This is a genomic window from Paenibacillus plantiphilus (assembly GCF_927798095.1).
Classification (GTDB): Bacteria; Bacillota; Bacilli; order Paenibacillales; family Paenibacillaceae; genus Paenibacillus_Z; species Paenibacillus_Z plantiphilus.
The window spans coordinates 211,986-226,117 of sequence record NZ_CAKMMF010000001.1 but is presented as its reverse complement, the minus strand read 5'-3'; the positions used below and the strand labels follow the sequence as shown (position 1 = coordinate 226,117).

At 50.3% G+C, this 14,132-nt stretch carries 9 protein-coding genes; all 9 read left to right on the top strand.

The features are described 5' to 3' along the window. Positions 1 to 113 precede the first annotated feature (113 nt). The 9 genes from L6H65_RS00945 (at position 114) to L6H65_RS00905 (ending at position 14,125) form a co-directional block, all read left to right on the top strand. Complete coding sequence (locus L6H65_RS00945; protein ID WP_236338393.1) at positions 114 to 1,943, top strand: B12-binding domain-containing radical SAM protein; 1,830 nt, start codon at positions 114 to 116, stop codon at positions 1,941 to 1,943. A 356-nt stretch (positions 1,944 to 2,299) separates the two neighbouring features. Next, positions 2,300 to 3,541, top strand: coding sequence for a winged helix-turn-helix domain-containing protein (locus tag L6H65_RS00940; protein WP_236338391.1), 1,242 nt, complete (start codon positions 2,300 to 2,302; stop codon positions 3,539 to 3,541). A gap of 322 nt (positions 3,542 to 3,863) precedes the next feature. Beyond that, positions 3,864 to 4,616, top strand: a complete 753-nt coding sequence (locus L6H65_RS00935) for a 4'-phosphopantetheinyl transferase family protein (protein WP_236338389.1) — start codon at positions 3,864 to 3,866, stop codon at positions 4,614 to 4,616. Positions 4,617 to 4,648: 32 nt separating this feature from the next. Beyond that, positions 4,649 to 6,337 (top strand): BtrH N-terminal domain-containing protein, encoded by a 1,689-nt coding sequence (locus tag L6H65_RS00930; protein ID WP_236338388.1) that lies wholly within the window; start codon positions 4,649 to 4,651, stop codon positions 6,335 to 6,337. Further along, positions 6,316 to 8,193 (top strand): alpha-amylase family glycosyl hydrolase, encoded by a 1,878-nt coding sequence (locus L6H65_RS00925; protein ID WP_236338387.1) that lies wholly within the window; start codon positions 6,316 to 6,318, stop codon positions 8,191 to 8,193. The genes L6H65_RS00930 and L6H65_RS00925 overlap by 22 nt, the downstream gene beginning before the upstream one ends. 15 nt (positions 8,194 to 8,208) lie before the next feature. Next, on the top strand, positions 8,209 to 10,263 hold the full coding sequence (locus L6H65_RS00920; RefSeq protein ID WP_236338386.1) for an alpha-amylase family glycosyl hydrolase: 2,055 nt from the start codon (positions 8,209 to 8,211) through the stop codon (positions 10,261 to 10,263). Between the two features lie 17 nt (positions 10,264 to 10,280). Next, complete coding sequence (locus tag L6H65_RS00915; protein ID WP_236338385.1) at positions 10,281 to 11,123, top strand: hypothetical protein; 843 nt, start codon at positions 10,281 to 10,283, stop codon at positions 11,121 to 11,123. Between the two features lie 249 nt (positions 11,124 to 11,372). Continuing rightward, positions 11,373 to 12,371, top strand: a complete 999-nt coding sequence (locus tag L6H65_RS00910) for a LacI family DNA-binding transcriptional regulator (RefSeq protein WP_236338384.1) — start codon at positions 11,373 to 11,375, stop codon at positions 12,369 to 12,371. Between the two features lie 26 nt (positions 12,372 to 12,397). Next, positions 12,398 to 14,125 carry a glycoside hydrolase family 13 protein gene (locus L6H65_RS00905; RefSeq protein ID WP_236338383.1) on the top strand — a complete coding sequence of 576 codons (1,728 nt, stop codon included), beginning with the start codon at positions 12,398 to 12,400 and terminating at the stop codon, positions 14,123 to 14,125. Positions 14,126 to 14,132: the final 7 nt, after the last annotated feature.

The following is a 14,132-nucleotide window of genomic DNA, read 5'->3' as shown; positions in this document are numbered from 1 at the left end:
TACAATAGGTATGGCTCCCGCCCATTGCCTGTGCGATATGTCGAGGCTCCATGCAACGCGAGTGCGGGACGGGAATTGAGGAATGAAATGACTAATGAGGGAATGAACGCAGGATGAAAGTCGTACTGACGACCTTAAACGCTAAATTTATTCATACCTCGCTGGCGCTGCGCTGCTTGAAGGCCTATAGCGCTAATGAGTTTGATATCGATATTGCAGAGTACACGATCAAGGACCCGGCCATGAATATTGTGGGGGACCTGTTCGCGCGCGAGCCCGATGTTATCGGATTCTCCTGTTATATATGGAACATTGAAGAGACGATTACCGTTATCGATATGCTCCGCAAAATAAAGCCGTCGCTCCGTATCGTGCTGGGCGGCCCTGAAGTGAGCTACGACACCGGCTTCTGGATGGAGCGTCTGCCGCAGGTCGATTATATCGTTGTAGGCGAAGGGGAGGAGACGTTCCATCACCTCCTGACCGAGCTTCGCGATGCAGAGAAATTCCATATGGTATTCGGATTGGCTTACCGAAAGCAGAACGAGGATGGCTCGCAGAAGGTCATTATCAATCCGCCGCGTCCCAAGCTGGATCTTGCGACACTGCCGACCCCGTACCGTTTCGCTGAGGATTTGCCGACGCTTGCCAGTCGGGTTGTATATTTCGAGACGAGCCGGGGCTGTCCGTTCAGCTGTCAATTCTGCTTGTCCAGCATCGAGGTAGGTGTCCGTTATTTCGATATGGAGCGCACGAAGGCGGATTTGCTGTACCTGATCCATGCCGGAGCGAAGCTGATCAAGTTCGTGGATCGGACGTTTAATATTAAACGCGACTATGCGCTGGACATATTCCAGTTTCTTATTGAGAACCACCGGGGCACGGTGTTCCAATTCGAGATCACGGCAGATATTATGCGTCCTGAGGTGCTGGACTATCTGGCCGAGCATGCTCCCCCGGGCATATTCCGTTTCGAGATCGGCGTTCAATCGACGAATGATATTACGAATGAGGCTGTACAGCGTCGCCAGAACTTCACGAAGCTGACCCGTACAGTGACCAAGGTGAAGGAAAGCGGCAAGATCGACCAGCATCTGGATCTCATTGCAGGACTGCCGCATGAAGATTACAATACGTTCCGCAAAACCTTCAACGATGTATTCGAGCTGCGTCCCGAGGAGCTGCAGCTCGGCTTCCTCAAAATGCTTCGCGGCACGGGCATGCGTCTGGATGCGGAGAAGTATGGCTACATCTACATGGACCGCGCTCCCTACGAGATGCTTGGCAACAAGCTGCTGCCTTTCTCGGATTTGGTTCGGATCAAGCGGGTTGAGGATGTGCTGGAGAAGTATTGGAATGCGCATCGGATGGACCACTCGCTGCTGTATCTGGTGGAGCGGGCATTTCCTTCGGCCTTCGATTTCTTCCAGCAGTTCGGCGATTATTGGGAGGGACGCGGCTGGCAGAAGATCGGCCACCAGCTGGAGGATTTGTTCTCCCGTCTCTGGGCGTTTCTGGAGGAATACGATGCGAAGCCGCCTGTCTTGACCGAGCAGGCCACCGATTGGCAGCTTGAAGTGGCGCTCGGCCTGATGAAGCTCGATTACTTCTTGAACCACAATTACAAGCCGCGCAAGGTATGGTGGGACTTCACGATGGACAAGCAGGCGTGGAGCAGCTGGATGCAGCAGCTGGCCGCTCGTCCTGAGAACGTATCGGAAGCGTTCGCTTCGCTCGGACTTGGGGAGAAGGAGCTGCACAAGCATGCCGTAATCGAACAGCTGCCCTTTGACTTGGCGCAATATTTATCCGAAGGGACGCTCTCGCAAGAAATGGAGACGCTGCTGATCGTAGTCTACAATGGTGGAGGCAAAGGTGACGGCAGCTCCGCGAAGCCTTACATGCTGCGGCTTGCCCGCGAGGAATTGATAACAAGCTTGTGAATAATCTCCGCCGAAGGGCGTAAGGAAACGACAAAGCAGCAGCAGGCCGAAGCGATCTTCTGGAATGCTGCTGCAATTCATATTTGCAGCCGTCATTTGACTCCGATTTGGACGGCATGAATAATGCATAGATCACCAATAACGTTTAGACTACTCCGCTCGTCATAATCCCCGATCCTCATACCCCCTGTCCGCTGCTGTCAGTCTTCCTTAAATGAACATCAAGATTCTATAACCACACATAGCACACATAGCACACATAGCACACATAGCACACATAGCACACATAGCACGCATAGCACGCATAGCAAACAGAAAGTCGAATCTCAAACCCGTAGAGGAGTTGACGTCTCTTCATGAAACGTTTACTGACCAAACAACAGGCGAGACATTTAATTCTGGCCCATCAAGGATTGCTGGGACATCGGAAATTTGAAGGCAAAGAGGGCATCATGGCCTACATCAAAAAAGTAGGATGCGTGCAATTCGACCCGCTTAACGTCGTCGGATACAACCAGGAGCTCGTGCTGCAGTCCCGTATACAAGGATTCCGTTCGGGCCTGCTGGAGGAGCTGCTGTATGAGGATCGGGAGCTTGTTGACGGCTGGGACAAAAATATGTCCATCTATCCGACAGAGGATTGGCCTTTCTTCGCGCGCATAAGGGAATCGGCGAGGAACAGGCTGCTTTCCATGCCGCATGTCAACGCAATCGTGCCTCAGGTTGTGGAGAGGATGAGGGCTCAAGGGCCATTATCCTCAAGTGATCTTGAATACAATGAGGTTGTAGCCTGGTCGTGGGCGCCTACCCGTTTGTCCCGTGCTGTGCTGGAGAGCATGTATTTCACAGGGGATTTGATCATTCATCACAAGGAGAGGACGAGAAAGGTATATCATCTGGCCAGCCGGTTTCTGCCCGATACGTATTTGCAGGCGACTGAACCGAATCCGACAGCGGATGACTATTGGCAATGGTACGTCCTGCGCCGCATAGGAGCAATTGGCCTGCTGTGGAACAAGGCGAGCGATGCATGGCTCGGAATCGACGGATTGAAAAGCAAGGAGCGGACTTCCGCCTTTCAAGGACTGCTGGCCAAGGGGAAATTGCTTGTGCTTCAAGTTGAAGGCCTGGACAAACAGGAGTTCTACATGAGGGCGGAGGATGAGCCCGTGCTGGACGAGGTGATGCGCGAGGACTGCAAATTTCCTCTGCGAGCGTTCATTCTAGCTCCGCTGGACAATATGATGTGGGACCGGCGTTTAATCAAGGAGCTGTTCGGTTTCGAATATCGTTGGGAGGTCTATAAGCCTGTGGTTGAGCGCCAGTTCGGCTACTATGTTCTTCCCATCATGTGCGGCGACCAGTTCGTTGGTCGGTTCGAGCCAGGTCTGGATAAGAAGATGAATGAGCTGATTATTAAAAACTGGTGGTGGGAGCCCGATATTCCAAGGACAGAGGAGCTATTCCAGCTATTGCGCAATTGCTTGGAGGAGTTCATGCGCTTCACAGGCACAGTGGCCATTCGTTTGGAAGGGCCGCTTGCCGGCGGCGAGCGGCCAGAGCTGGAATGGCTCGCTCCTTTGCTGGCACATTCGTAGGACAGACGCCTGCTGTACGGAAGCGAAGCGGGAAGCTCTCACAGCAAATCCATGCCTGCAGCAAATGCCGAGAGGCCGCGCCAGGTTCACGAAACGTTGATAGCCAAGCATGCCATTCAAATGTTATTCTAGCGTTGGGGGATGGAAATGGAATGTATTACTAGATTAGAGAGAAAAACAAAGTGTGCATAGAGGAGCTGTACCACATGATTTCGGGCTTTCAGGAGATCGAAGAGATCGGGAATGAGTACCAATTCCAGTGCGCCGCTGAAGAGATTGCCCCCTGTCTGGATTATATGCGTGTTCATAGGAATGAAAGCGCATGATGATAGAATCGGGCAAGGCGATAGATATTCGAATGGTGCGCATGGATCGGGATTTGGCTGCTGATGAATGGAATGGCCTGAGTCGACTTCTGTCGGAGGAGAAGCGGCAGCGGCTGTCCCGGTTTCGCAACAGAGAGGATGCTTGCCGCTCGCTTCTGGGCGAATTGCTCGTTAAAGCGACGGTGAGTGAACGAACGGGGCGGCCGATCAGCAGCATCAGCATGAGGACGAACAGCTTTGGGAAACCGCTGCTGAACGGTTCGCAGCCGCTGCATTTCAACATCTCGCATTCGGGCAACTGGATCGTCGCGATCATTGCAGACGAGGAAGTCGGAATTGATGTCGAAGTGATCAAGCCAATCGATTTGATCATTGCCAAGCGTTATTTTGCCAAGGAGGAATACAGCCAGCTGATGGCTGTCCCGCCGCAGGACAGGCTCGCGATGTTCTATACGCTGTGGACATTGAAGGAGAGCTATGTGAAGGCTGTGGGCGAGGGACTCAGCATTCCGCTGAATTCTTTCCACTTTCAGCTTGATGATCCGGCTTCCATTCGTTTCGAGGTGTTGGAAGGCAGCTATTCACAGCTGGTGAATCCGTCCTCGCATCGCTTTCGAATCAGCCGGCTTGCCGATGAAGCGGTTCTGGCGGTCTGCTATGGCTCCACCGGATATTTGAAGGAGCACGCTTGTCTTGGAGTTGATGAATTATTGGCAGAGATCGGCTCGTTAGAGGGCCGCGAAGCATAGGCTCGTATATGTGAGGGAGGGTAATCGTAAAGATGGAAACGAATGCTCCAATGCGGAGCAAAGTCAAGATTATGACTGAGATTACGGAAAATGACGACAATTATTCATGGAGGGAGCTTAACTGCTTTTATAAACCGATCGCGATTCTAAGCAAGTCCTATAATCCCGCATATTTTGACATTTTTCTTTTTTACATCAGCTATTATGAAACATTTAATGTGGACGGAAGGTTCTCGCCTCTGGTTAATCCCCCGGCAATCCTCTATCCTACGTTTTTCGGATTTTTCGAGCAAGTACTGGAGAATAAGTTGAATCTGCGCTTTGCGGCGCATGTTCACAGCTCGGAGCAAGATTTTCATGAGCAAATCCGCGCAGAAATAGACAAGGAAGGCCGTGTTCTAGTTCCCGGAAATTTATATGCCCTGTATTATGATGAGCATTACAAGAAGGAGGATCACGGCCACTATTTCATTATTAAGGGTTATGATGCCGAACGGGAAATTTATTATATTCTGGATACTGTCCATGTCGATGGAGGATTCAGCAGAATCTACAAAAACTTTTCAATCAGCTTCTCGGGACTCGCTGAAGTGAACCAATGCTATTTCGAACGTTTTTTCAATCGGAAAGTATACCACTTCTGGTCGATGCATGAGACGGCATCCGCGCAGCATTATAGCTATGAGGAAACGCTGCTTGACCATTTTCAACATCTCAAGCAGTTGCAGCGCGGGGAAGCGGAAATCTGTCATTGGGAGCGCGATGCCGCCCAAATGCTGCAGACGCGCCAGCAGTCAGCGGATTTCGATGCGCTGGCTTGGACGATGGCCGTAAGCGCGAATTTCAAGACGATCTATTATGATAAGCTGTTCCATATGCTGTCCCGGCTTGGGGCAGATCCCCAGCGCATTCAATATTTGCTCCAGTTGAAGAACGCAGTGAGCAATGACTGGGGGAAGATACGACATGAGCTCAGCAAGCTGATCTACAAATACAGTAAGGGGGATATTGATATTTCGCCTCTCCTTCCCGATATAGAGGGCAATCTGAATCAGGAAGCGCGTTTTAGAGACGCTTTAATGGGCTTGATCCACGAGTTGGGGCTTGAAGAGCAGCTTGAAGCGATAAGAAGCCGCCAGCGCAATGCGGCGTTCTCGATTCAAAACGGTCAATATGTCAAGCTAGCCAGAGACAACGGCATCATTACGATCAACCATAGCCCTAGCAGCGTTTGCAACATTTGGTCGGTTCAGGACAGTGCGCCGCAGCTGCTGGTTGCTGTCGAGCGAAAGCAAAATTTCAGTTTGGCATGCAAGGTTGAGGTGCGGACTCTGCAGGAGAGCAATTATTACCGCTCTGGAATCATTATCCGGCTGAAGGACGGAACGAAGCTGCTGTTCGGCATCGTTCGCGGGGAGACGATCGATCTTCTATGTCCTGAATTGGAGGAGAAGAACAACTTACGGAGCGAGCCGTTCTTCGGCGGCGCTGTATATCTTAAAGTGGAGCATAGCTCCGGGGACTACCAATTCCATTACAGATATAATACGGATCTGGATTGGGTTCTGTTTTATAAAGGCAGCTTTGACGCAGAAACGAGGCAGTTCGGCCTGTATACATCAACATGGGAGGCGATGGCGCTTGAAGTCGAATTTTCTGAGACGCAGCTATCGATTGACAGCGAAAGGCTGGAGGATGCATGGATGATTGGAAAGAAGTGAACACGCTAGCCCCCTACCGCAATCGGATGGAGGACAATTTGGATGCGCTCAGGAAGACCTACTTCTCCCTGTATGGAGAGCGTTCTTCCGATTTCGAGGATTTGTTGAAGACGATCCATCTCGCTTTCGATAATCGGAAGCAGGAGCTGAAGATGCAAGATCTGCGGCGGCTGCAAGACGCTGGCTGGTCGGTGTCAGAGCAAGTGGTGGGGATGTCTCTTTATGTGGATCTTTTTGCGGGAGGACTTAATAGTTTTAAGGAGAAGCTCCCTTATTTACAGGAGCTCGGCATTAACTTCATTCATTTCATGCCTGTATTGAAAACAAGAGAGGGCAAGAATGACGGCGGCTTCGCTGTATCGAGCTTCACTGAGATCAATCCGCAGCTTGGAACGATGGATGAATTTGAGCAATTGCAGGATGTGTTAAGAGAACAGGGGATACATACGTGTATAGATTTTGTTCTGAATCATACAGCGGATGATCATGAATGGGCTATCAAAGCGCGTCAAGGAGACCCCTATTACCAGAACCTCTATATGATGTACGATACGCGGGAAATACCCGACTTGTACGATCAAACACTCCCGTTCATATTTCCGGAGGCTTCGCAGTCGAATTTTGTCGTTGATCCGGAAACGGGCAAATGGGTATGCTCGATCTTTTATGATTATCAATGGGACTTGAATTATAAAAATCCGGCGCTGTTCAACAAAATGGCGGAAACGATGCTGTATTTGTTAAATCGCGGTGTTGATGTGCTGAGGCTGGACGCTATTCCGCATATATGGAAGGAGCTTGGAACGAACGGCTTCAATCTGCCGCAGGTTCATGATATCGTAGGTATGCTCCGGCGCATCGCCTATATGGTCGCCCCAGGAACGGTGTTTAAAGGGGAGACGATCGGCGAGTCTCGGGATATCGTGACGTATTTCGGCGATCAGCAGAATGGTCTGCAGTATATGTACAATTTCCCCATGATGGCAGGGCTGTGGAACGCATTGGCGATGAGCGATACCACCTATCTGCGTTTATGTCTGGAGGCGCTGCCCAAGCTTGAGGCTGGCAATGCCTGGATCAATTACGTGCGCTGTCACGACGATATTGCCTGGCTGTTTGAGGAGGAATTGCTTCAGCGCTTGGCGATTGACAAGGTTCCGTTCGTCGGGATGCATACAGATTTTTACGTTGGACAAGCTTCAGGCAGCTTCGCAAGAGGAGAGGCCAAGCCATTCAGTGAGAAAGCGAAGGAGGCCAAAACCTCTGGAACGGCAGCCTCCTTATGCGGTTTGGAGAAGGCTGTCGAATGCAAGGATGCAGAACAAGCCGAGACGGCTTGCAAGCGAATGCTGCTGTTGTACAGCATCGCTTTATCCTATGAGGGCATCCCGATGATATACAGCGGGGATGAGATCGGCATGCTGAACGATTACAGCTATGCTTCGAACCCGGATATGGCGGATGACAGCAGATGGCTTCACCGGCCGAAGATGGACTGGACCAAGGCTCTGAGAAGGAAGGAAGACGGCACGCCCGAGCAAATGATATTCAAAGGCTTGCAGCGCCTGATCAGCGTTCGCAGGCAGCATGCGGTGTTCCATTCAGATGTTCATGCTGCCTTGCTTGATGTGCACAACAAGGCCGTGCTGGCCTATTGCAAAACAAACGGCAAGGAGAGGCTTCTCGTTCTTTGCAATTTCTCAAGCGGGGTACAGGCTGTGTCCGGCGGAGTATTGGAGGAGCAAGGATTTGGAGGAGTTATGCGAGATGCTATGGAAGGGGAGCGGTATCAACTAAACGAAGGAATTTCTTTGCAACCTTACGAATTTCGCTGGCTGCACGAAACGATTACTTAACGACTAGGGGGAGCTATGAAGCAAAATCATTTGAAGCAGCTGCTGGACATGCTGAAGCAAACGAGCGACAGCTATCAGGGGGATTACTATATTCCTGAGCTATGGAACAGCTTTGGCTATACCGATTACAGCAAGCACGCCGCAAGAGCTGGAGAAATTAATGTCAACCCGTATCGCTTCCTTATTGCGTGCATAGAGCAGCATATTTTGTCACCTGCGAATTCCAATCCTGGGGATCGCCCAAGCGGCGCGCCAATTGAGGAAAGCGTCATCTACAGTATGCTGGTCCGCATGTTTAGCGCATGGAAGCATGATTCCAATAAGGAGCAGTTGCATTCAGGCACATGGCTGAAGACGATTGCCCTGCTGCCGTATTTGAAGGCGATGCATATCAATGTCATTTATTTGCTCCCTGTCTTTGAGCAGAGCGATATCTATAAGAAGGGTGAGATCGGCAGTCCGTATGCGATCAAGAACATATATAAGCTGGACCCGAGCTTGCATGACCCGCTGCTGGGAAGCTGCAGCGAAGCAATAGTGGAGCTGCAATTTCATGCATTTATTGAAGCCTGCCATCTGCTTGGCATCAAGGTTGTCGTAGATTTCGTATTTAGAACGGCGGCCAGAGACAATCATTTGATTCTTGATCATCCGGACTGGTTTTATTGGATCGATAAGGAAGTTGGGCAAACGTTTGCGCTGCCTCCCGTGGAGACGCTGCCGGAGCTAGCTCCGCTTAACGATGAATCGTTTCAGCAGCTGTACCGTTCTCCCAAAATCAACGAATATTTGTCCTCGTTCGCGCTCGCGCCAAGCGAAACGGACGAGGAGAAGTGGAAGTCGCTCCTTGCGGCTTACTCGGAATCAGTAGGAAGCGACAGCATTCTGACAAGAATCGAAGAGCTTTACGGGATTACGACCTGCCCGGCGTTCTCGGATGTATTGAATGACCCTCAGCCGTTATGGACGGATGTAACCTATTTGCGGTTCTATTTGGACTTTCATGAGAAAGTCCAGCCCTATCTTCCGGATAATCAGCCGCCGTATATCCTTCAGGATGGCGCCAAGCTCAGTCTGTACAGCTGCCGCGTCAAGAACAGCGGCTTATGGGAGTATGTCCTGAGCGTTATTCCCTATTATCAGGAGAAGTTCGGGATTGACGGCGCTCGGGTCGATATGGCGCATGCGCTTCCGCAGCCATTGAATGAGGAAATGATCGCCCGCGCGAAGGCGATCAATCCAGCGTTTATTTTCTGGTCGGAGGAGCTCGACGCTAATCGGTCATTGGCGGCCAGGGAGAACGGCTTCCATATGATCAGCGGACGGACGTGGGAATTTTATTATGGCTGCAAGGGAGCAAGCGATTATTCGGCATTCGTTGCGAATACTTTGATGCCATCGCATCTACCGATGATCGGGGCATTGGAAACGCCGGATACTCCACGAGCGGTCATGCTGCACCGCGATAAAAAAAGAATAGCGCTGCTTCTGCTGCTTAATTGCTGGTCTCCCAATGTTATTCCGCTCATTAGCAATGGTCTTGAGCTTGCAGAGATGCTTCCTATGAATATGGGATTCCAGGCTGGAGATGGAAGCGAATGCAGCGATTTTGTGGTAGACGAGCAGGATGAGAGACGGGGCAAGCTGGCTTTTTTTGATCCGTTTTACTTGAGCTGGACCAATGGGGAGCATGCTTGGCTGATGGAGCTAATGAAGGAGGCGCTTGGTTTAAGAGCGGCCTTTATTGGGGTTATCGCCAATGGAAGCTGTCATGTGGGTTCTTCGGCGATGGACAAGGAAGATGTCGTGTATCTGGTCTACGAGGATCATGGTGATAACAGTCGTCTCTTATTTGTAACCGCTAATTGGGGCAGCCAGGTGGTTGAGCTGGATGTATGTGCTGATATATATCGGGTCGCAGGACGAGAAGTCAATACGATTCAGCTTGTTTATCAAGACGGGCAGCTATGCGGAGAAGCCGCGCCTCTGAAGAAAGCTGCTGTATCGCTGCAGCCATTTGAAGTCATGATCGGATACGCTTCTTACACGAATCTGAATTTTGCCAACTAGGACCGGGGGTTGTATGATTGATTCAAGTCATAGAAAGCTTTCTTAAGGGGAAAAAGCAGCAAGCGGATTTATGCGAGGACGGTTTCGTCGTTACGCCCCATTATGCTGTTGTAATCGACGGGGTTACGGCCAAAACAGATATGGATTTTGCCGGAAAAACAAGCGGACGGTATCTGATGGAGCTCATTAAGGAGCATATTCTGCATATGGAGGGACATGCTGACGCCGATGCCGGTGAATTCATAGCCGCCTTATCGGAGCATATTAGAGAGGACTATGAGCGCCAAGGCTGGCTGGAGCTGTTAAGGCGGGAGCCGCTTCTCAGGCCGGCCGCATCGCTGCTGGTCTACAGCGCAGCGCATAAGGAGCTGTGGTTTTTCGGAGACTGCAAGGCCTACATGGACGGTGTCCAATATGATAACGACAAGTATATCGATAAAGTGATGCTGGAAGCGAGAAAGCTGTTTATCGAAGGCGAGCTGCTGGCAGGCAAGACGATTGAAGCCATTAGAGAACAAGATACGGGCAGGCAGTTTATTGAGCCGCTGCTGAAAATACAGCAGGTTTTTCAAAATGACAATGGCGCTTCAATATTTTCTTATTCAGCGGTGGATGGATTTGCGTTTCGATCTGAGGATATACGAATCGTGAAGGTTTCAGAGGACGTCGAGGAATTGGTTATGGCTACAGATGGATATGCCATATTAAAGGGAACAGTGAAGGAGACGGAATCGATCCTGCAGGAGACGCTTTCCAATGATCCGTTAGCGATTGAACAATTTCTGGGGTTCAGTACGTATAAGTCAGATCTTCACTCGTATGATGATCGGGCGTATTTGCGAATCGGAGTCGTCTCTTAAAACGGACAATAACGAAGAAAGCGCATAGTTGTGAAAGACCGTTCTAATCGCTCACACAAGACGATTAGCGGTCTTTTTTGCGCTGTGTGAATAACTTTATTGCTATGCGTTACTCTGAGTGCAGCGGCCCTTTGTTCATTCCAATCGTTCAACTTATTAGCAGTCAAAATGACGGTTGCATTATGGGGGATTATTTTTTATAATAGAAATGCAACCGGTTGCATAGAAGGAGAAGGTGAGTACGAACAGATGTCAAAGCTAACGATTCAGAACATTGCGGATTTGGCGGGCGTGAATAAAGCGACGGTATCGAGAGTACTGAACGGGAACAAGAATATATCGGAGAAGACTCGGCTCAAGATCGAGAAGATTATGAAGGAGCATAATTATGTTCCCAATTCGATTGCCAGAGGGCTTGCCTTCAACAAGACGTTTACGGTTGGTTTCTGCTTTGATTACACGGATAAGAAAGCGTTTGCGAATCCATTTTTCTATAAGGTGCTGCAAGGGATCGAGGATGTCATTTATGACAATGAATATCTGCTTCTGATGATGAGTGACCATGATAAGAAGGGAGGCAAATCAACCTTCGAGCGCATCGTGGTCGAGCATCGGGTTGATGGCCTTCTGCTTCCCGACACCTTGCTCAATCAAGCGAATTATGAGCTGCTCATAGAGCATGAGATGCCCTTCGTTATTATCGGGGAGCATTCGCTGCAGCAAGAGGGAATACGCTGGGTCGATGTGGATAATGTTCAGGCAGCCGGTATTCTAACGGAACGGCTCTTGGCTCTCGGTCATCGTTCTATCGTCATGTATGCGGGTGCGGCTGATGGCCGGCGGGACAAGTTTATCGCGGATCGCATGGAAGGCTACAGAGCCGTTATGGGGCAGCATGGCCTGGAGGCTCATATTGTGGAACAGGCAGATTCATTGGCAACGCTCAGAGCATTTGAAGGAGGTGAGGCGGGGAACAACGGACACAATCCGGAAGCGGTCATCTGCTGCACGCATGAGCTGCTGTTTGAGATGCTCGATTGGGAGCACGGCAATCCGATGCTCAAGGAGATTAGCCTGGCCACGTTCGATGATTATCCGATGTTCCGTCATTTGAAGCATCCTGTTCATTATGTTGAAATCGATCTGGAGATGATGGGCAAGCAGGCGGCGGGGTTACTTTTTTCATTAATCAACAAGGAAGCGAATCCGGCGCAATCGATTCGTATTCCGACCAGCATTGTGAATTAGTTTATAAAGGATAGAGGTACATGGCAATGACAAACTATTATGGACATGATCCCATTATTGAAACGACGCTCGTATCCCTGCAGCAATTGGAGATCAGGCTTCGATTGCCTGTGAATGCACAAGCTGTGCAACTGGTGTATTGGAATAAATACAAGCTGGAGCAGGGCGTTAGGCAGCAGAAGATGGACAAATGGGCGGAATCAGATGAAACAGCCTTCTACCGCACCATATTGAACAGTGAGGAAGCTCGCCTTCGCTATCTTCAATATACCTTTCAATATCAAGCGGAGGGGGAGACGGTGTGGCTCAGCGCGGATGGCGTTCAGGCGGTTGATGCGAAGGGGGGCAGCTATTCGTTCTCTTATGCTGGCGATCGCGATATTGTTAGCTCTCCCGATTGGATCAACAGCCGGGTATGGTATCAGATCTTCCCGGAGCGCTTCAGCAACGGGGATGCCGCTATTAACCCTGAGGGAACAGAGCCATGGGGCAGCGAGCCGACAAGAGACAATTTCATGGGAGGTGATCTGCGGGGGATAATAGACAAGCTGGATTATATGAGCAGTTTAGGCATTAATGCGTTGTACTTGAATCCGATCTTCAAGTCATTGTCCAACCACAAGTACGACACCATCGATTATTTCGAGATTGATCCGCAATTCGGAACGATTGAAGAGCTGAGGAAGCTGATAGACGAATGCCATGAGCGTGATATAAAAGTGGTGCTGGACCTCGTATTCAACCATTGCGGCTATTATCATCCCTACTTCCAGGATGTTGTTCAGAACGGCGAGGGCTCGATCTACAAGGATTGGTTTTATGTGAATGAATATCCTGTAATGCGCAGTGAGGATCGTTATGATTCCGTGGGCTACTATCAGTGGATGCCCAAGCTGCGGACATCAAACCCCGAGGTAAAACAGTTCGTCTTTGATATCGTCTCCTTTTGGCAGAAGGAAACGGGCATTGACGGTTGGAGAATTGATGTCGCAGATGAGGTTGAAATCAGCTTCTTGCGGGAGCTGAAATCGTTTGTCAAGACGCTTAATCCTAACGCTTTTATTATTGCAGAAATCTGGTACGATGCCAAGGGCTTGATGATGTCCGGCGGCGTAGACAGTGTGATGAACTATGAATTAAGGACGATTCTGTTCCAATATGTGCTGGATCGCTCCATTACGCTTGGGCAATTCCATGGCAGACTTGTCCGCTTGGCGCATCGCTATTCACTCGCAGAGCTGCATCAGATGTTCAATCTGCTTGGGAGCCATGATACGGAGCGCATCCTGACGAGATGCGGGGGCCGTGAAGAGGATCTGCTTCTGCTGCTCGCTATCCAATTTGTATTCCCGGGCAATCCTGTCGTCTATTATGGCGATGAACTGGGAATGACAGGAGAGAATGATCCCGGCTGCCGTGGCAGCATGCCATGGGAGAGCGTATCGCCGGATATGTCGCTGCTGCGCCAAATGGGGCAATGGATTGACCGCAAGACGTCAAGCTCCATCCTGCAGCAGGGGACGTTGGAGCTGGTTTATGCAGAGGGATATGAGCTGTATGCGATTAAGCGCAGAGAGGGAGCGCGCGTCGTTACTTTGCTGCTGAACTTCTCCGTCGAGCGCGTGGCGCTCGACACTGTGCTCCCCGTCTTCGGGATCGGCCGTGATGAGCTTGCGGACGGATATGCCGACATCGCGGATATGCCTGCCCATATAGGTCCAAGACAAGTCATGTTATTCCAAAACATTCGATAAGGAGTTA